The organism is Cyanobacterium sp., assembly GCF_054166785.1.
In genome coordinates this window covers 70491-92904 of the sequence record NZ_JBSZCP010000037.1, presented here as the reverse complement: position 1 = coordinate 92904, position 22414 = coordinate 70491, and the positions used below count along the sequence as shown (strand labels likewise).

Here is a 22414-nt window from a genome sequence, read left to right as displayed (position 1 = left end):
TCTTTGAAGGGAGTGTCTAGTCGTTATTTACGCAAGGAGTATCCTGAGATGAAAAAATACAAAGCATTATGGAGTCCTAGCTATTTTGCCGTTAGCAGTGGTGGATGTCCTATAGAAACGCTAAAAAAATATATACAAAATTAGAAAAAGCCGTCGTGAACGACGGGGCTTGTATCCCAGATATTTTGGTCAAAAAAAAATCAACAGGGTTAATGAGCTTATCTTTTTTGCTGTCCTCATTTATCAAAGATTTGTTACTGAAAAGACAAAGACTAACGCCCGTACCATACACTGTATATTGGTTGTAAATAAGACAAATATAGGAATCTATGGGCGACAACAATCTTGATTTATGGAGCAAAATAAGTGCAACAACCATTCAAGCTCTCCAAACAAAAGCATTAAAACCCATTGAGACTCAGTATGAGTTTTTAAAGGAAAATAACATTAATTTTATTATCAGAATTTTAGATAATATCACAAGAAAAGAGAAGGCAAAGAAAGAACAAAAAAAACAGCAAAAAAAAACTAATTATAATCCTTTTTTACCTTATGAAAAAGAGTTATATGTGGATAATTTAGGCGACAATCATGTGTGTATTTTAAATAAATATAATGTTGTTAATAATCATGTTTTAATTATTACCCGTGATTTTGAACCCCAAGAAAACTTGTTAACCCTTGCTGATTTACAGTCTTTTTGGACGGTACTACAACAGGTAAGCGGTTTAGGGTTTTATAATGCAGGGGCTTTGGCGGGAGCCTCTCAACCCCATAAACATTTACAAGTAATTCCTTTTCCCCTTGCTCCTAGTTTTCAAGGTTTTCCCATAGAACAGTTGGTATTAAGTTATCGTTCAAAGTTATCTGATAATGAAATTGTTACCCTAGATGAATTGCCCTACGTACAGGCGATCGCCTTTCATAACCTCTTAGGAAAATCCCCTTGTGAATGTGCCAAAATAACCCAAGAAATTTATTATAAAATGTTAGACTATTTACATATAGAAAATAATCATCAAAAATCCCTTGGAAATTATAACTTATTAGTAACAAAACAATGGATAATGATGATTCCGAGAAGTCAACCAAAAGCTCAATCAATTTCGATAAATTCCCTTGGTTTTGCCGGGGCTTTGTTGGTAAAAAATCAAGAACAACTAGAAATTATTAAAGAATATAAACCTTTACATATTTTGAAGCAAGTAGGGATTGAAAAATAGATGGTATCTTTTACTTTTACAACTTGAGTGGTGAACAGGGTAAAATGATTGAGGTTGTTTTTCTTAAATTTTTATGGCTTCACAGTGGGAACGTTTATTAAAAAATAGAGGGGTTTGGCTAGGTTCTTTTACTCAATTTTCTCCTAGGGGAGAGTTTATCAAAGATACCCCCACAGAAATAAAACTAGAGGGATTAAATGAAGATAAAACCATTCGTTTAACCGTAACAAGGCTAGGGCAAGACACTCCACCCCATATCAATGAGTTTACTTACCTTAACCGTAGTATATTCCTTTTTGAAGAAGGGCATTTTTCTAAGGGAAATTTACAATTTAGTCCTTTTTCTAGCTTTGGGGCTGAATTTGGTTTTTGTAAGGGCCATCGTCGTTTACGCATGGTACAGTTGTTTGATAAAGAAAGCAACTTTGAACAAACAACCCTAATTCGAGAATTTAGGGCAGATACCCCCAAACAAGAAAATCCTCCCCTCTCCCTAAATCAACTCATCGGCGAATGGCAAGGGGAAGCCGTTACCCTATATCCCGATTGGCGTGAGCCTGAAAAATACCCTACTCGCTTAATATTAGAAGAAACAGGCAACCAACTAAAACAAACCTTAAAAACCCCTCACCTAGAATTTACCTCCAGCGCAGACATAGAAGAAAATGCTCTCACCTTTTCCGAAAGGGGGCAAGACATTAGAAGCCTACTATTACCTGATGGGGCATCCCTCACCGTGCCATTAAAAATTATCCATCGCCAACCTTTTTTCTTGGAGTGTGGTTGGTTAATTGAGCCTAATCAGAGATTAAGAATTATTCGCCGTTATGATGAAACAGGAGCTTGGAAAAATGTTACTTTAGTCACAGAATTTAAACAATCGTAAGCAACAAAAAACCACCCCTAATTCCATAGTAGATAGCGGTGGTTTATCAGTCACAAAAGATCAACTTTGCTAGGTTATTAGTCTTGATCTTTATTCTCTGTATTGTTAGACTGCTCATTAGAACTACTAGAACTGTTATAATCCCTTCTTTTAAACTTAGAATTAAAACGGGTAGTTTTTTTTCTAAATTGACGAGCGTAAGCCTTATTACGTTCTGCTTTTTCCTTTTTAGGATTGCTTTTAGCCATTCTTTCCTCTTAAATAGTATTTTTTTTCTTTGATTTCCCATCTAATTAACTGAGAAATCAAAAGTTGGATTATAGGGTTTTAAACCATAATCAATAAAGTCTTAGGAGCGACCGCCATTTCTACGACCACCGCCACCTCTGAAAGAGTCTGTATTTTCACGAGGTCTAGCTTTATTAACTTTTAGTTCTCGACTCATCCACTCAGCACCGTCAAGGGCTTCAATCGCCGCATCCTCTTGGGTTTCGTTTTCCATTTCTACAAAAGCAAAACCACGCATGCGACCAGTTTCTCTATCAGTGGGAATATGAACCCTTGTTACTGTACCATATTCTGCAAAGACCTCATTAAGATCATCCTTGCTTACACTATAGGAAAGATTTCCTACATATATCGACATCGATTGACGAACTCCTTAAATTGTTTAGATTGTAGAGAGCAAAGATGTTATTAATGAAGCCTATCAATAAATACGAAACTATGTAACTGTAAATACTGAGTAAAATCTTATCACTAAATCTTGATTCCCTATGGTTTAGTATAACACCAAATAGAAAATTAACCATCACTTTTTTCTATGATGGTAAAAATCGATCTAAGGCGGCTTTTAGAGCTTCTATTTCTATGTCAATTGTACCATCTTCTGCAGCTCTGGTAATACATTCGCTTAAATGCTCGTCTAAAATTATTCTAGCAACCCTATCAAGGGCCCCTCGGATGGCGGCAATTTGGATAAGGACTTCTGGGCAGTCTCGATGTTCGTTAATCATGGTTTTGATGCCCCTGACATGACCTTCTATCCGTGATAGGCGATTAATAACTTTACGACGAGATTCTTCACTGTGGATATGTCCATGACTAGAATTTTTGACCTGGTGATTGTGATGATGTTCTATGCCATGATCTACTGTACCCATTTTCTTATTTTAGTCTTAATTGTTTTAAATATTTTCTGACTACAATTATAGTTAATTTAATTGTTAAGTTTCTGAAAGAGTTGGTCGGTATAGGGATTGAAACATTACATTTTCTTCTGAGAGTATTAACGATATGTTATAATTGATAGTATAATCGTAACAATTTTTAATAGAATACTAAGGAGAAATAATTTAATGGCTGGTTTATTTGGTTGGTTGAAAAGAGGAAACAATAATAATAGTTCTCAAGGAGCTTATTTTTTAGATCCTGATGACGCTAAAACCTATGGTGACATTGAATATATGCGTAAAACTAAAACTACCCGCAGAACATTTCCTAAAACTTTAGGTAGCGAAAAGGGAGCGGAATTAATTCAGGAAGTATCTTCTGAAAAAATGGTTAAGAAAACTACTTTTCAAAACCCTAATAATTTTAATAATAATACTCAAAGTAGCTTTAATTCTGTAGAGTCTTCTTCTACGGAAAGCTCTAATACTGAGTCTTCTTTTGCCCCTACCGAGTCTCAAAAACGTCGTCCTACGGATACTAATATGGATATGTTCCGTAATATGGCTAAGGGTATTAGAAAATAAATAGAGTTAGATAGTATTCGTAATTATAAATTAACTTTACTAACTATGTTAGGTGGGCGTTATAGCCCACTTTTTTATGTCCGGGTGAGTCTAATCTGAGCTAGGGTAAATATGACAGGGATAACACGGGTGTAGTTAGTGGCGATCGCCCTCCAGCCCAAATCGGCAAAAAAACAAGCCCACAAAGCGGGGCCGAGGAAAGCAAAAGCCCCCCTCACGGCGGTATAACGAGCAGTATTCACCAACATTCCCTGTTTTGCCACCTGTAAGGTAAATTGATTTTGAAAACTAGAGGCAAGGGCAACTCCCCCTTTAATTAGGCCAGTTTTTGCCACCTGATAAGTAGCAAAGTGGAGAGCAAATTGTTGGGCAATTTTTTTGAGTAACCAAGACTTTAAAATTGAACTAATGGCCACAACTCCACTACCCTTGAGAATAATTTTTAGGGGATCATGTTGTAACCTTAAGGGTAAAGGCTCAGGGGTGTTAGAATCAGCTAAAGATTTAATAACTTCATTACGGATAGAATTTTGCTCTTGGGCGGGTAATTTTGCCCATGCTTTTTGTAACAAATGTAAAAAAATCTCCGTTTCAATGTCAATGGTTGCCATGGATACACCATAGGGAATTTTAAGATAACGGCAAACTTGGATTAAAATTTGTCGGTAGGATACTTGGTGGCTACGACGTTTTAAAACTGTTACTCCATCGGCGGCTAAAAAACGAAATCTTTGCTCAATGGTATCTAACCAAAAGGGTAAATCTTGGCTTTGAACATCAATGGGGGCAGGGGTTTGTAGATAATCAATGGGGTTGAGACGACGACAAAATAAGATATTAGTCAGTTGTTGCAATTCTTCTTCCGTGGCTACTTCTAAAGCGCTTCTAAATTCGTCTACCATAGTAATTAGTAATTGATAATTGATAATTGATAGTTGATAATGAAAGTTAATAAAGTGTCTTTTATTGCTTACACAACCTTTGATTATTTTTATGTTAACCACCCAAGAAGCCTTTGATATTATTATCGATCATGTTAAACCTTTAGAAGAGATTGAAACAATTAATTTAAGTCAAGCCTATGGTCGTATTTTAGCTCAAAATGTTTATTCTCCTAATGATTTTCCCTACTGGGATAATTCGGCGATGGATGGTTATGGGGTGCGGTGGGAAGATTTAGAAAAAATAAAAGATGGTGAAGAGGTTTCTTTAGAAATAGTTGAAGAAATTCCTGCGGGTTATGTACCCCAAAAGAAGATTAAGGCTAATCAGTGCGCTCGTATTTTTACGGGGGCGATAATGCCAGAGGGGGCAGATAGTGTGGTGATGCAAGAGAAAACCCAAAGAGATGGTAAGTTTGTGAAAATCCTTGAACCTTGCCCAAGGGGTAATTTTGTTAGGAAAAAAGGTTCTTTTTATGGGGCAAATGATGGTTTATTACCTGCAAATGTGAAAATAAGTCCTCCTGAAATGGCTATTTTGGCAACGGCTCAATGTACGGAAGTGGCTGTTGTGCGATCGCCCTTAGTTGCTATACTATCCACAGGAGATGAACTAATTACTCCCTATGAAACCCTCAGTAAAGGGAAAATTATCGATTCTAACCAATATCTATTACATAGTTTTGTTAGCCAGAATGGTGCTATTTCCGTTCCTATGGGCATTGTACCCGATGAAAAGGAAAAATTAGAAGGGGCGATCGCCTCTGCCCTCGAAAAAGCCGATTTTGTGCTATCCACAGGGGGAGTTTCCGTGGGGGAATACGACTATGTCAAGGAAATATTGCTTAAATTAGGGGGCAAAATATTGATGGAAAAAGTAGCCATCAAACCGGGTAAACCTCTTACCGTAGCTATTTTCCCCGACAATAAATTATACTTTGGTATCCCAGGTAATCCTGTTTCTACCATGGTGATATGTTGGCGTTTTTTGCAAAGTGCCATTTCTAAACTATCAGGAGAAACAAACTATTATTTACCCCAAATTGTCGAGGGTATTTGTCAAGAAAATCTGAAGGCAGAGGAAAAAAGGGAATGTTATCTATGGGGCAGGGGGAATATTGTTGAAGGGCAATATCATTTTAATCTTTCCCATGGGCTTCATAATTCGGGAAATTTAGTAAATTTACAACAAACCAACGCTTTAGCTATCCTTCCTGTGGGTGTTTCCCATGTTAATCAGGGAGAGAAAATTAAGATAATGTTAGTGTAATAGACTTGTGGTGAATTAAATATCTGCGTATCTCAAACCTTTATTAGATAAGGGCTAAATTTTGCAAAAAACCTATTTCATACCAAATCCGTAAATATAAATATACCTTAGTTCAATTCATTGAACCATAAACTGTTAGCCTTGTAATTCATTGCAAGACGGGGGGGATATATTCTACCATTCGGATTTAGTATCACAACAATTCTAATGTTGTCTTGGAAAGGCAAAAAAATATCAATTATCAATTATCAATTATCTACTGCCATTCCTCATTCAAAGTGCGAAAATCAAAATCTGATGCCCTCGAATGACATTCAACACAACTGGTATGGGTAACAGGGGAAGGCACTTCAACCCCCGGATGGAGAGCGAAAAAGTAACGAGATTGGGCGATAAATCTAGGTTCGGTTTCATTCACGGAAATGGGGCGAGAGTGGGTGCTTAAATATTGCCACATTAATACTTGGTTAAAACGAATAACGCCTTCAAGTCTTACGCCATAATGGTTCAATGGATTTTCGAGGATAGTTTTCCATGTGTCGCTGGGTAATACTTCTGGGGGTATGGCAATATGGCAAGTTGAGCAATTTTCGAGGTAGATTTCTTTTCCTACCCTATGCCTCTCGGCAACCTTATCAACGGATTTTGTCCCGATAGGGTTTGCCATTACTTTACTGGTAAGACTTCCCATGATAATGCTCCAACTGATGGTTACTATGGAGATTAAGATTAAAATATATCTTTTTTTATCTTTTTTTTGTTTCATGGGGCGATCGCACTTTACTTTAGTAGAATAATAAACTCTTATTTATCATATAGCAATTTCCGTTTTGTTAAGCTACACAAATTTTACTTGAAAGACAATAGGCAAGAGGGAATCAAAAAATGTATCTCATAATTGTAAAAAAAGCTATATTTTAGATAAATTACCCTAATTATTAAAATAATCAACTATCTCTTGAGCAATAATTTCAGTGCCATCTTTTTCTAATTTTTCGTTAGTTAAAGGAGGATTTAATTCCTGTTTTAAAAAACTCCAATTCGACTCAAAAAATTGTTTATTATTTAATATTTGATGATAGCTATATTTTTTTAAACCTTCCATTAGTAAAGCCGTTTCCGCAAATCCCTGTCGATCTAAAACCATCAAAGGTATGTCCAATCGCATCGCCTCTGCAAAAGTGCTATAGCCAGGTTTAGTCATAATTCTTCCACATAAAGGCATAAAATCCACAGGACGAAGATAGGTGTCTGTTATTTTTAATAAATTTGGTAAATCAGGAGCTTTTTGATCAAAAGTAATAAATTGCCAATCAGGAAAAATATTCAAATTCTCATAAGGGATAGATTGTAAACCAAGTCCTCCAAAACTTAATAAAACCGTTTTTTCTTTTGGCTTACTAAGATTAAATTTATGTCTTAATTCTTCTTCCCCATAACGAGGATTTCCCCCTGTTAAGCCCATATCTTCTTTATGGTTAAAACTGCTCATTTCTTCGTGCATAGGTAGGCGGAAGAGGCGATCGCACTTACCATAACAAGACTTCAACCATGATACTATAGACTTAAAATCATCTCCCCAAGGACGATAAATAAAATCCCAACCAAAATTACTCATCATCCAACAAGGAATCTCTGCTTTTTGAGCAACTTCCGTCACCATAGCAGGAATATCAGCAAAGATTAAAGAAACCCCATTAACCCTGATAAATTCCACCTCCCCCGCCACAATTTGCCCCTGTCGTTGCCGAAAATCATTCATCTTGGCAAGGGTAGCCCCCAAATCCATCTGGATACTATCCTGTTGAATTACCCCAATATCAAACGCCCTAGGACGATAGATAAAATCCCCATCAATATAAGACTCCAACAGCCAACGGGGCGCCGTCGTCACCATTACCAATAAAATCTCAGGATTTATTTTTTGTACCGCACTAGCTACCGAAGCCATACGCACACAATGACCAAAACCATGATTAGTAATGGCACAATATAATACAGGCCGTGACATAAATAAAAATTAAATAATCAACACCAAATTGTAACTCACAAAACAACTATTTCTTGGTTTTTACTCCCAATTTTCTAAACACCTTATCAATAAAAGTCGGGGGAGGATTATAAGGTTTAGGTTTCCCCACGAATTTTGGCATCTTTTCAGGTTCATGTAAATAACGATAGTGTAAGAAAATATCACGGTAAGGAAAATCAAGATTTTCCCCTGCACATAGCCTCGTAAAGACACTAGAAGGCACTCCAATATAGTGCAAGTAAGTTAGTCTAACTCCTTTGTCGTATAGCAGGTTATCTTTATATTCAAAATGAGGAGATGTTACGGAATTTCCCGTTTTTTGTTCGGGGGGTAATTCGAGAGCTAAATTATATATAGATTTCTGCGATGTCATTGCCATATAATTTAAGACGGATTGATTGGGTGCACCTAAATAAAGTATCTCTGCATCACCAGAGCCAAGATTTTGAAGAATTAAATCCTTATCTTGCTCAGAAAAAATACCTTTATTCCCAGCAAAACAGCCTGAACAAAAAATATTTTTTCTAATCTTTGACTCTGAAAAAACTTCAAATAACTTATCACTCTTAACATTAAAAATATGAGAAACATCTTTATGTTGAAAATCATAAATAACTAAATCATGACTGTTTAAATTATCAAAAAATAAGTTAACCGAGTTAAGAGTTAAAACGTCAGCATCAAAATAAATAAATTGATCAAATAATCCTAAAGAGTCAAAAGCAAAGTAGCGGTGATTACAACTTATTCTATAAACACCTTTAATACCTTCATTTTTCCACAAATCAAAAGCCGTAGGATGAGCCTTCCAAACTTCTTGAGAAAAATGTCTCCATGGTTCAAATAAAGTAAAATCATCAATTAATTCAACATTGGAAAAGCGTTTAATTTCTTTTTTCACATTAGATAATTGATCACTATACGCAATCACCGCAACAGGAATATCCCCTATATTTTTCCTTATACTATTTAAAAGAGCAATGAGTTGATCTACGACAACATCATTAGCTAATGTATAAATACCTTTCATAATAATAATTTTTTATTCAGTTAATATTGGTTTAGTGTTTCTGGAAAATATTCTTGAACTATGTCATAACAATAGAACATTATTCTATCTTTAACAAAATAATCTGGTAGGTTTTCAATAATATTTATTTTATTTTCATTTTTATTTTCATGTCTGGGAAGCAAAGTATTCGGATTTATATTTAAAAATTCAGCTATTTGTGGTCTTGAATTATTTAGCTCATTTGTTTTTAATAGAAGGCATGGATTCCAATCGTTTCTAACAGAACAATTCTATCTTTTAAATGGGAAGATTGGTGTCAATCGATACAAGTTAATTATAATCCTGTGAATATTAGTAGAATATATGACCTATCTTCAAAATCAGATATGCTGTATATTTTCAGATGGCTGAAATATGAAATAAATCAACAAATAGGAGTTAATAACTTCAGAAAAATAATTAAAAATACTAGACCTAATTTAAGTAACGAAAATTTGATAGAAAACTTAACTCAGCAATTAGAAGAAAAATTAGATTTGTTGAAAACAGATTTTAATCATTAATATTTTTCATTTGATTGACTATATAATTCTTGTTTTTGAATAGTTTGAATCTTAAATATAGTTTTCTTGTGTATTGAATTCTCTTATTATTTAATTTATCCACCACTTTATTCCACAATGTTTTCTGTTGATATTCTATATTTCTTTGAATGCTAAGATAATATTCTAAATTATCAATGGTTTCTTTTCCCTGTTGTTTATTGTAAATCTCAACTCTATCTTTAAACACTTTAATTTTTTTTTCATGGTCATATATGACGTTAAAGTTTGCTTTTGCGGCAGCGACACCTATGATATTACCCTCACCATCATAAAATCCTTGACTTTCAAAATACTCGGCTAATAATTGCCAATATCGCAAAAATTCCTCAGTATTCTCTGATTTAGTTACATAAAAGAAAAATTCATTGATAAATTTGATACTCTCTATTTTTAGATTTAATAATTTACATATTTTTTGAATATGATTAAGTCTTGATTTTTGTTTTTCCTTTTTTGAGGATTCTTTTCTTGTATTATGCTTAATAATGCTATAGCAACTATAAGCAACAATGCCTTCTAAAAAGTTTATTTGCTCTGGTACAGTATCGATAATTCGCATATCAGCATCAATAAAAATACAGGAGTTAAATATTTTTAAAGATTCTTCAATAACTAAGCGTTTATCGTTATATAGTTTGATACTAATAGGGGTATATTGTTTGGCTATTATATTCTTCTGATTTTGAAAAAAGTTACTTTTATCTGTGAGGACAACAAATTTAATTCTTGGAGCATATTTATCTATATCCTTTGCCAATAATAAAGCTAGTTTTCGATATTTTTCTCCGACGGCTAAAGTACAAAAACAATAGTTTTGTTGTTTATTCATCGTTATCAATGATAATTTTTTCAGTCATAAATAAAAGGTAAGCAATACTATGATCACTTACCCTTCAGATTATATAGTCGTTATTAAATTTTGATTATGGCGCGAGCGCATTTCCCCGTAGAAGACTACCAATGGTTTTAGCTGTAATTTTAAGCTGAGTTAAAGGATTTGCAGGTACTACGGTTTTGTAGAGGTAGCTATCGAAGGTGATTTTTTGTACATCAATATCGGCACACATTTCCACAAAGGCTTCACGGGTAGCATCACTACGATAGAAAACTCTTTGTAAGATGTCTAATACTAAATAAGTAGTACCATATTGTTTATCCCATTTTTTGAGGTAGGTTTTTAAATCCGCTTCGGTGGGTACTCTTTGACCATTATTGCTGGTTTCTACAATCACCTCAGCACACATTCTGGCACTCTTAGCGGCGAAGTAGATACCTTCCCCAGAGGATTTGGTAACGGTACCTGCAGCATCACCCACAAGGGCTACTCTGCCCACTACACGACGGGGGCGAGGATGTTCGGGAATGGGGTGAGCTTCTACTTTGATGATTTCTCCCCCCTCAAGGCGTTTGGCTGCTCTCTGACGGATACCGGCTTGTAAGTCTTTAATCATGGATTGGTTGACTTTCATGGTACCTGTACCGACGGCAACGTGATCATATTTAGGAAATACCCAAGCATAAAAGTCGGGAGATACATCGTTACCCACATACATTTCGGCTAATTCGTCATAGTATGCCATTTTGTCTTCAGGGAGTTTGATTCTTTCCTGAAAGGCGATCGCATAGTTGTAATCCCCTGCATCAATGGCTTTAGCCACACGGGAATTAGCACCATCAGCACCGATGACGAGATCAACTTTAAGGGTTTTCATTTCCCCTTGGGCGCTACCGTTGGAGTGATCTGCATAGTGGAGGGTGTAAGGGCTAGTATCATTGTCGGGAATGTCTAATTGATATACCGTACCATTGATGAGGTTCGCCCCTAGTTCGGCGGCGCGATCGCGCATAAAACCATCTAAAACTTCACGGCGACACATACCAATGTATTCACCCTCTTTAAGAGTTTGACCAATATTGACCTCAATATTAGAAGGAGAAATCATTTTCATTTTACGAACCCTGCGGTCAATGATTTCAGGGGGTAAATCAAACTCATCCACCATACATAGAGGAATAGCACCGCCACAAGGTTTAGCGTTATCTAGTTTTCTTTCAAACAAATAGGTTTCAATACCCGCTTTTGCTAAAATCTCAGCTGCTGAAGATCCAGAAGGTCCACCGCCTACTACTGCTACCCGAATTGTCACGGTATTCTTGCTCCTAAAATTTATATTTTTTATAAATTGCTTATTCTATCTATTATAAAAAGGTAAAGGACAATGTCCTCTCTTTTGATAAATTTTTCCATATTGCAACAGTCCTTAACAAAGAAAGCAATATTTCTTAACATTTCTCAGGTACGACCATAGTTAATTCATGAGGTTTGGAAATGGGAAATGGGGAAGATGCAATGGCTTTTGTTTTAGTTGATTTGTACTGTTAGCCTAGTTATTCATTCTCAATTATCCATTATCAATTATTAACTATACCGATCTAATAATGCCTGTAACCCCCCCTGAAAACCAGAGCCAACAGCGTTGATACGCCACTCTTCATTCTGGTAATATAACTCAGCCATGATAACAGCAGTTTCCACGGAGAAATCTTCGCTCAAATCGTAGCGTAATATTTCTTCTTTGGTTTGTACATCCACTAGGCGGATGTAGGCGTTATTTACTTGACCAAAGTTTTGTTTTCTTTTATCGGCCTCATAAATAGTAACCGTGACTACAATTTTTTTGACATCGGGGGGAACTTTTCTTAGGTCAACGATTAATCCCTCATCATCCCCATCCCCTTCTCCTGTGCGGTTGTCTCCCAAAAGTTTAACGGAGTGATCTGAATCGGGACTAACTAGGTTATTGTAAAAAATAAAATGTTTATCTGAAACGATTTTTTCATTACTCCCTAGGAGAAAAACAGAGGCATCGAGGTCAAAATCCCCCCCTGTATCGGTGGTATTTACATCCCAACCTAGTCCGATAAAACCAGCGACTAGGCTAGGTGCTACTTTTGTTAATGAAATTCTTTGTCCTTTTTCCAGTGAAATACTCATAGCCATGAAATTTAGTGATATTGTTAATCAATTATCCCCCGAAAATCACAGTTTGAATGATAATCCAAATCTTGATCCCGAAGTTGTCTGTATTACAAGGATTCAAGAGGCGATCGCCCATAGTCTAAGTTACATTGAAGGAGATAAATTTGCCAGATTGCTAGCCACTACCTCCGCATCAGCCCTTATTTTACCATCGGATAAGAACTTACAAGAAGAAGCAACCCATAGAGGTATCGCTTGGTTATCATCATCCTATCCTCGCCTCACCTTCGCCCAAGCCATTGAACTTTTTTATCAACCCTATCAGCCCGAAACCAAAATTCACCCCAAAGCCGTTATTGCAGATGGGGTAATCATCGGTAAAAATGTCGCCATCGGCGCCAACGCAGTTATCTCGGAAGGGGTTAAATTAGGAGATGATGTGGTAATTCATCCTAATGTAGTAGTGTATCCTGAATGTGTAGTGGGCGATCGCACCGAGCTCCATAGTAACTGTAGTATTCATGAAAGAACACAAATTGGAGCAGACTGCGTAATTCATAGCGGAGCCGTAATTGGAGCCGAAGGATTCGGTTTTGTCCCCGTACCCCAAGGATGGTACAAAATGCCCCAGTCAGGGTATGTCATCCTAGAAGATAGAGTAGAAATTGGTTGTAATAGTACAGTAGATCGCCCTGCCCTAGGAACAACCAAAATAGGAGAAAATACAAAATTAGATAACCTAGTCCACGTAGGACATAACTGCCAAATCGGTAAAAGTTGTGCCTTTGCAGGACAAGTCGGCTTGGCTGGGGGAGTTGAGATAGGTAATAGAGTTATTTTAGGAGGACAAGTGGGCGTAGCGAATCAAGCCACCATTGGCGATGGAGCCAGTGCTTCTGCCCAAACAGGAATTTCTAGCAATGTCAAAGCAGGAGACGTGGTTTCTGGAACACCCTCCATGCCCCACCATATTTATTTAAAATTAGCCGCTATTTACAAGCATATTCCTGATATGTATAAGTCTTATAGGGATCTAAAAAGAAAAAACCATAAATAGATTTTAAATCCGAAGGCTTCATAAAAAAATTAATCCCCATTTTCCTTACCCTCCTATCTTCCTGATAACCTAACTGTCTGAGGGTGGGGAAAACCTACCCTATTTTGTTTCAAAAATTAGTGGACATAGTGAAATTTATTTGCAATAATGAGGATAAGTCAAAAGTTATTGCTAATAATTAGCAGGAAGAAGTAATGTACGTTTGTATTTGCAATGCCGTTACAGAGAAAGATATTCACAGAGCCGTGAAACAGGGCGTATCCTCCATTGACCAACTATCTGAACATACTTCCGTCTCCCTCCGTTGTGGTAGTTGTCAATCCCGTGCCTGTAAAGTTTTAGAAACGGCCCTATCCAACGCTGCCGTTAGGTAGAAACAACTAATAAAAATTATTAGCGATATTAATTCCATAAAAAAACAAGGAACAGAAGTCCCTTGTCAAAGCAAAAAGTTTAATAATTATTTTTGGCGGATGGTAACACCATGTAAGTCGCTATGTTCACTACCTTGATAATTATGACCCCCAAGAATGGAAGCTAGACTTGCAGTATCTTCAGTGTTAGAACTCCGTAAAACAGAGACTAAATGACCAGAAGCACCATTATTATCTAACTGCACCACTCCCACCCCTGGGCAACTTCCTTGGGAAGAATGGGCAACCGATACGGGAATAGCACCACGAAAAGCTACGTATAAATATTTGCCGTCGGGGCTTTCTTCCATTAAATCAGGGGCTGGATCATTTTTAGGTAAATCCCCATCATCAGTAATAGAAGCCATGGCACAAGCTCCCACTCCCCTTCCTAGCCCATCTTTAGAGGTTAGATCGTAGGATGTATGCTCAAGGGTTTCGGTGTTGAATACTTCAATGGTATTTTGAATACGGTCTGTATTATGTATGTAAGAGCCATCAACGGTTCTCGCCATACCATGATTGTCATGGCGGGTGGTAACTCCGGGTAGTTGTCCGCTTTCGTTGCTGGTTTCCCCTGTAGTATTGCCATTGGTAGCGGTGTTATTTTTATCTTTATAGACTACTTCTGGCTCAGGGGTATTAGGAAGATTGGGGGTTTGTCCAAAGGCAGAGTCATCAAGGGTATAAAGACTGAGGGTTGATTGGGTAGCGCCTGCATCGGAAGCTGAAACCCCTGCATTTAGCCAAATTTTGTTGTTAGCTTCGATACCTCCACAACCAGCACCATTAAGAATTTGGTTATCGTATTCTCCCACGATTTCCATGGGAGTTTTTTCTGTATTGGCAACTAATAAGCCTCCCCCTGCAAGGGTTATATAGGCGTGGTTAGAGCTGGAGACGATGGGGCAGATGATGAGATTATTGGTTCTACCCCCTAGATCAGCATTTTTGTCTTCCGCACAACCGTTTTCTTTACATTTACCATTGGGGGTTAAGTCTGCCATGGCACTGCCTTCATAGTTACCTGTAATTTCGCCAATTAGTTCATGGTTATGACCATTTTTGCCATGGTAAACGGTGGCAGGGGCAGTAACTTCCATCCCTTTTCCTACTCCAAGGGAGGCGGTTTTATTGTAAATGGCATTGGTGATTTTACCCTGTGTATCTCTGGTAATGTCGATACGTTCTAGTAATTTACCATTGAGGTTTGCCACTAATAGGGCGCTACCATCATTATTCCAGAAGGACATATGCACAGAACGTTCGGCTGGACTACCATTGGTGCCAGTGACTCGGAAAAGGGCGATCGCCTCTTTAGTCTCCCCATCCATAATTCCCACATAACCACCCCCCGGGGTAAAGAGGTTCACATTGAGATATTTATTTTGAGGATCAGTAATCATACCGTGTAAACGACCAAAACCGGGTAAATCGGCGATGGTTTGTCCTGTGGCTCCATTTTCGTCATATTCGGCGAGGGTGGAAGGAAAAACAGCATTTACATCACAAGGGCCATCCCCGGCTCGGTTATTGCCATCACAGCCAAGGGGTTGTGCTTCGATACCAGATTCGATTTGTTTTTCGATGTCTTTACTATCCCAAATCCAAATCAATCCCCCATGGGTACCAACGGTTTCAACGCCAACCACAGAGTTTGATTGATCTGAACCCCAGACTTCATAGCCTATGTCGTCCATAGCAAATCCCTGATAAACTATCAATAGGGTAGTGGCGATCGCAATTAACCCCAGATTTATTCCCCGAGGAATAATCCTAAATTTTTCTAACATATAATTTAAATAGGTAGTAAGTAATAGTTAACCTGTGAAGTGGTGACTACTAAGATTAAAGTGTAACTTTTACCAATTGTCGATTTTTAGTGGTCAATTGTCAATTATTTATTATTAACAATCGTTAACCTTTTTCTCTTAGGAATTATCTCCCTCGATACCGACCAATATTCACAGGCTTGATTCATGTTATATTTCATCAAATCCATGGCTGGAGTGTCTAACCTTATAGTCTCTAACTCCTGAATATCTATCCCTAAATTTTTAATCACTTCATCCCCCAATACCTTAGCAAACAAAGGAATTACCGCATTACCAATTTCTCTAAAACCATGCCAAATAGTCTCATGAAACAAAAACCAATCAGGAAAAGTATGTAACCGTGCGGCCTCCCTGACGGTAATACAACGGGGTTGTTGATAATGAATGGGGCGTGGTGCCGTATGGGCGCCCTTATCCCTTCCTGTACCCGCTCTGAGGGTATTACATAGCCCCGTAGGAGAGAGTTTGAGAAAACGACTTACTTGATCTTTTTTGCCCATGGATACCGATTGAAAACGCTGTTGTGATTTTTCTGTATGTTTTGAACCCACATGGTTATAAACCAGATTATCTCTTTCACGGTGATGGCACAGAGTATATATGCCTTGGGGTTGAAGGGCAAAATTTCCTCTAAATCCTGAGTAGTCTAATTTTTCTGTTTCAATACCTTGATTTACCCCTACAAAAGCAGAAATAAAGTTCAAATCGGCGATCGCACTTTGTACATCATTAAATTCCCCTGTTTCCGTCGGATATTCAAGGGGCATAACATCTTGACGACTACCCAACAAAATTAGACGTTTGCGCCGTTGAGGCGCCCCAAAAACACTGGCATCCATCACCCTTGGCTTTGCCAATCCATAACCAATACTATTAAACTCCTTTATCAACTCCTGCAAAAATTGCCCATGCTTTCCCGCCAACATCCCCGGCACATTTTCAAAAATAAAATATTTCGGTCTTAAATCCTTAATCACCCTCACATACTCAAAAACTAGAGAATTTCTGGGATCATCCAATTCCCGTTTACCCATCATCGAAAAACCTTGACAGGGAGGGCCTCCTGCCACCAAATCAAGCTCTTTTCCTTGCAAAATTTCTTTTAAAACAGCGGTATCTAACTTGCTAATATCTTCACAAATGGTTTGAGTATGGGGAAAATTTAGATGATGAATCAAAGCATGGATAGGATCAATTTCTACCGCCGCCACAACATCAAATCCAGAAGCCTCCAACCCCAAAGACATCCCCCCACATCCTGCAAACAAATCAATGGCAACGGGTCTTTTTTTCAAGGGAAAATCGATAATAGATAGTTGATAATGAAAACTCATGCTCGATCCATAAAGAAAAGTATATTAATAAAACTAACAATGGGCTTAACCCCATTGCCAAACACAATAAATAAACGTACAGTTTATAAAATTTCATACCTAGGGCTTGATGAAAAAGTATTTAGGATAGATAGGCGTGGGCATCAAATCAAATACTGCAACTAAAGACTCTAGCACCCCATGAGATAAAAACGCTATGATAAATTTATAGATAATTATAAAAAAAGACCATGAAAATTATAAAATATTTAGGTCTATTAATAGGGACAGGAACAATATTTAATCTCAGTATTGTAAAACCGATTTATGGACAACAATTAAGTCAATCCTCCTCCCATAATTCCCCAATTTCATCCACTATTATTAGCTCTGATAATGTTAATCAAAACCTTATCATTACCCAAAGTAATAGCACCAATACGGGTATTAATAACCAAAATCAAACTTCAGGATATGTTTACCCCAGTAGAAGACCAGAAACCATAATTATTATTCTTCCTAATGATAATAACGGTAGTATCGATTTTTTCAACGGAAATCTAAGAAGAAACAGCAACTATTGGAGAAATAATAATATTAATCAGCCAAGAAATAATAGTTCTTCTATAACCATTAATAGTAGAAGCGTTAATAGTATAAATGTTAATCCAATTAACTTTAATAATGTTGGTGTGAGTCGAATTGAAAAAAGGTGTGTCCATAAACAATTTCAGACTATATGGGCAAATGTACACTGCAGTATGAATAGCCCTTCTTTTGAATGGAGAAATGTCTATGTTGACTAGAGCGAAAATGGTGGGCAATGCCCACCTTACCTATAGAGCAAGTTAAACTTTTATGTCTAGTATTTTTTTGTTTAAACTACCACAAAGTTAACTAATTTATTCGGCACAACAATCACTTTTTTAATCTCTTTTCCTGAGATATATTTTTGGGCAACCTCTGAATTTTGGGCAAACTGTTGTAACTCGTCTTTGCTAGCGCCCGCAGGTACGGAAATAGTACCTCTGGTTTTACCCATAATTTGGATAACGAGGGTAATTTCATCTACCGTTAAGGCTTCCTCATCTACCGCTAACCAAGATTGTAAATGCACTGATTCTGTATTCCCCAACTGTTGCCACAATTCTTCGCCAATATGGGGGGCAAAGGGGGCAAGTAAGAGGATGAGGGTTTCGATACCTTCTCGATAAACGGGGGAGTTTTTATCTTTGCTGTCTCGGAGGGCGTTGTTAAGTTTCATCAATTCGGAGACGGCGGTATTAAGTTGATAGTCACCGTTTAAGTCTTCGGTTATTTCTTTGATGGCGGTATGGATTGCCCTTCTTAAGTCTTTTTCGGTTTTACTTAGGGTATTTTTATCGATGGTTTTAGTTTGGGCTGATTGGGGATTATCGATAAATTCGTGAGTTAATGTCCAAACTCGATTGAGGAAGCGGAATTGCCCTTCTACGTCGGCATCATCCCATTCTAAGTCTTTTTCGGGGGGTGCTTTGAAAAGGATAAACATTCTGGCGGTATCGGCACCGTATTTTGATAAAACGATTTGCGGATCTACTCCATTATATTTTGATTTTGACATTTTTTCGTAAAACACCGAAAGGCGATCGCCCGTAGCCTTATCATAATAAACGGTTTCGGTTTTACCTTGTTCATTGGTTTCTTCCCTTTCTTCAATATTTTCAGGAAGAATGTATTTACCCGTCACAGGATTTTTATAGGTAATAGCCTGTACCATTCCTTGGGTTAAAAGACGTTTAAAAGGCTCATCCACATTTACCAAACCCCTATCCCTAACTACTTTGGTAAAGAAACGGGAATAAAGAAGATGTAATATGGCGTGTTCAATACCTCCTACATACTGATCCACCCCCATCCAATTGTTCACCCTATCAAGGCTGAAAGGCTCATTTTCGTTGTTTGCGTCGGTGTAACGAAGAAAATACCAAGAAGAATCAATAAAGGTGTCCATGGTGTCGGTTTCTCGTTTGGCAGGAGTACCACAACTAGGACAAGGCACATTAACCCAGTCTTCCATCTTAGCGAGGGGAGAAGGTCCACGACCAGAAAATTCTACTTGTTCAGGTAATTTTACAGGTAAATCCTGATCGGGTACGGGTACTGTACCACAATTAGGGCAATGGATAACGGGAATAGGACAACCCCAATATCTTTGACGGGAAATTAACCAATCACGGAGACGGTATTGGATGCGCTTTTTACCATAGCCTTGATTTTCGGCAAATTGAATTACCGCATTTTTCCCCTTAACCGACTGCATCCCCGTAAAGCTACCAGAGTTAATCATGGTCCCTGCTTCGGTGTAGGCTTCTAAGAAGCACACATCACCGTTATCGGCATCATCGGGTAAAATAACCACTTTGATGGGCAAATTATTTTCCTTGGCAAATTTAAAATCCCTGACATCGTGGGCTGGTACTCCCATTACTGCCCCTGTACCATATTCATATAGTACATAGTTGGCGATGAGGATAGGAATTTCTTCCCCTGTAAAGGGATTGATGGCTTTTCCTCCTGTGAAAACTCCTTTTTTGGGTTTATCATCGGCGGTGCGATCGATTTCGCTTTCGGTGCTAACTTCTTTTATAAAGGCTTCTACGGCTTCTTTTGCGTCGGGGGTGGTGACGAGGGGGGTTAAAGGATGTTCGGGGGCTAGTACCACATAGGTTACACCATAGACGGTATCGGGGCGAGTGGTGAAGACGGCAATTTTTTCATCCTTATCAATGACAGGAAACTCGAGGTAAGCCCCCACAGATTTACCAATCCAGTTTTCCTGCATGGTTTTCACCCTTTCTGGCCATCCTTCGAGTTGGGATAAATCTTCTAAAAGTTGTTCGGCATAGTCGGTAATTTTGAAAAACCATTGTCTTAATAGTTTTCTTTCTACCTTTGCCCCACTACGCCAAGAATAACCATCGCCATCTACTTGCTCATTGGCTAAAACCGTTTGGTCAATGGGATCCCAGTTTACGGCGGCTTCTTTTTGATATGCTAATCCTGCTTGATAAAATTGTAAAAATAACCACTGTGTCCATTTATAATATTCGGGAGAACAGGTAGCCACTTCCCTATCCCAATCGATGGATAGTCCTAGTTGTTGTAGTTGCGATCGCATCTGTTCGATATTTTGAAAAGTCCAAGTAGCGGGAGGAATCCCCCTATCAATGGCGGCGTTTTCGGCGGGTAAACCAAAGGCATCCCACCCCATAGGGTGTAAAACTCGATGCCCTCTCATCCTTTGAAAACGGGCAATTACATCGGTAATTACATAGTTACGCACATGGCCCATATGCAACTTCCCAGAGGGGTAGGGAAACATGGAAAGGGCGTAAAATTTTGGTTTATCGTTATTTTCTTCGGTTTTATATAGTTGGTTTTCTGTCCATTGCTGTTGCCATTTACTCTCTACGTCACTGGCCTGATAAGGAGATTGCATAATCTATAAATTGAAATTAACTATAATTCTTTCATTTAATCAATCTTTTATCTTACATCAGTTCGAAGATGTCCTTATCCCCATAGAAAATCCTTAAAAATATCTCATTAAAATAAAACTTGACATAAAAATTTTAAACTGCGATAATAATAGTTTGTGTGAAGTTTAGCACTAAAAAACTCTTGGCTAACGTTATTATAATAGGCGCCCAGTGGGGCGATGAAGGAAAAGGAAAAATCACGGATTTACTCAGTAAATCAGCGGATGTCGTGGTGCGTTCCCAAGGGGGCGTAAATGCAGGGCATACTGTGGTCGTAGATGGTCAAACCTTTAAGTTACATTTAATCCCTTCAGGGATATTATACCCTGATACAGAATGTATTATCGGTTCTGGTACTGTGATAGATCCGCAGGAATTATTGGAGGAAATTGATCAATTAGTTGATCTTAATGTTTCCACTGACAATTTATTTATCTCTCAAACTGCCCATGTGACGATGCCTTACCATCGTATCTTGGATCAAGCGGCAGAGGATAGAAGAGGTAAGTTTAAAATTGGGACAACGGGCAGAGGCATTGGCCCTACCTATTCTGATAAGGCGGAAAGAATCGGCATTAGAATGCTTGATTTGATTAATGGCGATCGCCATCCCGACAAATTAGAATGGACGATTAATTACAAAAACGCAGTCCTCGAAAAACTCTATGGTTTACCTCCCCTAGACCCTCAAAAAGTCATCAAGGAGTACCTAGGTTACGCTGAAAGACTACGTCCTTTTGTCATTGACAGTTCTTTAAAAATCAACCAAGCCGTAAGAAGTAAGAAAAATATCTTATTTGAAGGGGCACAAGGGACACTACTTGATCTCGATCATGGTACATATCCCTATGTAACATCCTCAAATCCCATTGCTGGGGGAGCTTGTGTTGGTGCTGGAGTAGGACCTACCATCATTGACCGCATTATTGGTGTTGCTAAGGCTTATACCACCCGTGTAGGCGAAGGGCCTTTCCCTACGGAGTTAGAGGACGAAATTGGTATTTTATTGGGCGATCGTGGTTCAGAATTTGGTACTACCACAGGGCGCCGTCGTCGTTGCGGTTGGTTCGATGCTGTCATTGGTCGATATGCCGCTAGGATTAATGGTTTAGACTGTTTGGCAGTTACTAAATTAGACATCTTAGACGAATTACCAGAAATTAAAGTATGTGTAGCCTATGAAGTAGATGGAGAAACCATCACCGAATTACCTACCCATGCCAATCAATTTGCCCGTTGTAAGCCCATCTATGAAACCCTACCCGGTTGGCAAGCATCCACCACGGAATGTCGTACCCTAGAGGAATTACCAGAAAATGCTTTAAATTATCTTAAATTTTTGGCAGATTTAATGGAATTACCCATTGCCATCGTTTCCCTTGGGGCAGGTAGAGAACAAACCATTATTGTGGAAGATCCTATCCATGGACCTAAAAGAGCTTTACTTAATGCCAGTGTAAATCCTCTCCAACAGTCTTAAAATTAAAAGTATATTTTGGTTATTATTAAAATTGTTCCAAAATTAACCCCCAATCAAATTGGTTAGGTAAATTATCAAAATATAAAATT

Annotated in this window: 22 protein-coding genes; 9 read left to right on the top strand and 13 right to left on the bottom strand. The window is 37.9% G+C overall.

Annotated features, from left to right (window positions below; genetic code table 11):
- From ACXITR_RS07580 to ACXITR_RS07570, 3 genes are all read left to right on the top strand, one after another.
- The coding region (locus ACXITR_RS07580; RefSeq protein WP_457996637.1) for an IS200/IS605 family transposase at positions 1–144 on the top strand (144 nt) is incomplete at its 5' end.
- A gap of 185 nt (positions 145–329) precedes the next feature.
- Entirely contained in the window at positions 330–1223 is an 894-nt protein-coding gene (locus tag ACXITR_RS07575) for an ATP adenylyltransferase family protein (protein WP_457996632.1), read from the top strand.
- 73 nt (positions 1224–1296) lie between these two features.
- Positions 1297–2109 carry a DUF3598 family protein gene (locus ACXITR_RS07570; RefSeq protein WP_457996631.1) on the top strand — a complete coding sequence of 271 codons (813 nt, stop codon included), beginning with the start codon at positions 1297–1299 and terminating at the stop codon, positions 2107–2109.
- Between the two features lie 77 nt (positions 2110–2186).
- On the opposite strand, the gene ACXITR_RS07565 is transcribed toward ACXITR_RS07570, so the two are convergent.
- The 3 genes from ACXITR_RS07565 to ACXITR_RS07555 form a co-directional block, all read right to left on the bottom strand.
- A complete protein-coding gene (locus ACXITR_RS07565; protein WP_457996630.1) occupies positions 2187–2357 on the bottom strand; it encodes a hypothetical protein in 171 nt (56 codons plus the stop codon).
- A 101-nt stretch (positions 2358–2458) separates the two neighbouring features.
- Positions 2459–2755 (bottom strand): RNA recognition motif domain-containing protein, encoded by a 297-nt coding sequence (locus ACXITR_RS07560; protein WP_457996629.1) that lies wholly within the window; start codon positions 2753–2755, stop codon positions 2459–2461.
- Between the two features lie 175 nt (positions 2756–2930).
- Complete coding sequence (locus ACXITR_RS07555) at positions 2931–3272, bottom strand: metal-sensing transcriptional repressor (RefSeq protein WP_457996628.1); 342 nt, start codon at positions 3270–3272, stop codon at positions 2931–2933.
- 195 nt (positions 3273–3467) lie between these two features.
- On the opposite strand from ACXITR_RS07555, the gene ACXITR_RS07550 reads away from it, so the two are divergent.
- On the top strand, positions 3468–3866 hold the full coding sequence (locus ACXITR_RS07550) for a hypothetical protein (RefSeq protein WP_457996627.1): 399 nt from the start codon (positions 3468–3470) through the stop codon (positions 3864–3866).
- A 74-nt stretch (positions 3867–3940) separates the two neighbouring features.
- Here the strand turns inward: ACXITR_RS07550 and ACXITR_RS07545 are convergent, their stop codons facing one another.
- Complete coding sequence (locus ACXITR_RS07545) at positions 3941–4768, bottom strand: YaaW family protein (protein WP_457996626.1); 828 nt, start codon at positions 4766–4768, stop codon at positions 3941–3943.
- A gap of 91 nt (positions 4769–4859) precedes the next feature.
- Between ACXITR_RS07545 and ACXITR_RS07540 the strand changes: the two genes are divergently transcribed.
- Positions 4860–6077: a molybdopterin molybdotransferase MoeA gene (locus tag ACXITR_RS07540; protein ID WP_457996625.1), complete on the top strand. Its 1218-nt coding sequence runs from the start codon at positions 4860–4862 to the stop codon at positions 6075–6077.
- A gap of 256 nt (positions 6078–6333) precedes the next feature.
- Here the strand turns inward: ACXITR_RS07540 and ACXITR_RS07535 are convergent, their stop codons facing one another.
- From ACXITR_RS07535 to ACXITR_RS07510, 6 genes are all read right to left on the bottom strand, one after another.
- Positions 6334–6843, bottom strand: a complete 510-nt coding sequence (locus ACXITR_RS07535; protein WP_457996624.1) for a dihem cytochrome c family protein — start codon at positions 6841–6843, stop codon at positions 6334–6336.
- A gap of 165 nt (positions 6844–7008) precedes the next feature.
- Positions 7009–8088 (bottom strand): glycosyl transferase, encoded by a 1080-nt coding sequence (locus ACXITR_RS07530; RefSeq protein WP_457996623.1) that lies wholly within the window; start codon positions 8086–8088, stop codon positions 7009–7011.
- 46 nt (positions 8089–8134) lie between these two features.
- Positions 8135–9139, bottom strand: coding sequence for an Npun_R2821/Npun_R2822 family protein (locus ACXITR_RS07525; protein ID WP_457996622.1), 1005 nt, complete (start codon positions 9137–9139; stop codon positions 8135–8137).
- A 534-nt stretch (positions 9140–9673) separates the two neighbouring features.
- Positions 9674–10555, bottom strand: a complete 882-nt coding sequence (locus tag ACXITR_RS07520; protein ID WP_457996621.1) for a hypothetical protein — start codon at positions 10553–10555, stop codon at positions 9674–9676.
- Positions 10556–10649: 94 nt separating this feature from the next.
- Positions 10650–11873, bottom strand: coding sequence for a geranylgeranyl reductase (chlP, locus tag ACXITR_RS07515; RefSeq protein ID WP_457996620.1), 1224 nt, complete (start codon positions 11871–11873; stop codon positions 10650–10652).
- Between the two features lie 272 nt (positions 11874–12145).
- Positions 12146–12721 carry a TerD family protein gene (locus tag ACXITR_RS07510; RefSeq protein WP_457996619.1) on the bottom strand — a complete coding sequence of 192 codons (576 nt, stop codon included), beginning with the start codon at positions 12719–12721 and terminating at the stop codon, positions 12146–12148.
- A 4-nt stretch (positions 12722–12725) separates the two neighbouring features.
- On the opposite strand from ACXITR_RS07510, the gene lpxD reads away from it, so the two are divergent.
- Positions 12726–13763, top strand: coding sequence for a UDP-3-O-(3-hydroxymyristoyl)glucosamine N-acyltransferase (gene lpxD / locus ACXITR_RS07505; protein ID WP_457996618.1), 1038 nt, complete (start codon positions 12726–12728; stop codon positions 13761–13763).
- 194 nt (positions 13764–13957) lie between these two features.
- A complete protein-coding gene (locus ACXITR_RS07500) occupies positions 13958–14137 on the top strand; it encodes a (2Fe-2S)-binding protein (protein ID WP_457996617.1) in 180 nt (59 codons plus the stop codon).
- Positions 14138–14223: 86 nt separating this feature from the next.
- Here ACXITR_RS07500 and ACXITR_RS07495 read toward each other — a convergent pair whose 3' ends face one another.
- Both ACXITR_RS07495 and ACXITR_RS07490 read right to left on the bottom strand, forming a co-directional pair.
- Positions 14224–15969 carry a hypothetical protein gene (locus ACXITR_RS07495; protein WP_457996616.1) on the bottom strand — a complete coding sequence of 582 codons (1746 nt, stop codon included), beginning with the start codon at positions 15967–15969 and terminating at the stop codon, positions 14224–14226.
- Between the two features lie 104 nt (positions 15970–16073).
- Positions 16074–17306, bottom strand: coding sequence for a DNA cytosine methyltransferase (locus ACXITR_RS07490; RefSeq protein WP_457996636.1), 1233 nt, complete (start codon positions 17304–17306; stop codon positions 16074–16076).
- A gap of 269 nt (positions 17307–17575) precedes the next feature.
- On the opposite strand from ACXITR_RS07490, the gene ACXITR_RS07485 reads away from it, so the two are divergent.
- Entirely contained in the window at positions 17576–18130 is a 555-nt protein-coding gene (locus tag ACXITR_RS07485; RefSeq protein ID WP_457996615.1) for a hypothetical protein, read from the top strand.
- Positions 18131–18201: 71 nt separating this feature from the next.
- On the opposite strand, the gene leuS is transcribed toward ACXITR_RS07485, so the two are convergent.
- Entirely contained in the window at positions 18202–20805 is a 2604-nt protein-coding gene (gene leuS / locus ACXITR_RS07480; protein ID WP_457996614.1) for a leucine--tRNA ligase, read from the bottom strand.
- A 182-nt stretch (positions 20806–20987) separates the two neighbouring features.
- Between leuS and ACXITR_RS07475 the strand changes: the two genes are divergently transcribed.
- Complete coding sequence (locus ACXITR_RS07475) at positions 20988–22325, top strand: adenylosuccinate synthase (RefSeq protein WP_457996613.1); 1338 nt, start codon at positions 20988–20990, stop codon at positions 22323–22325.
- Positions 22326–22414 lie beyond the last annotated feature (89 nt).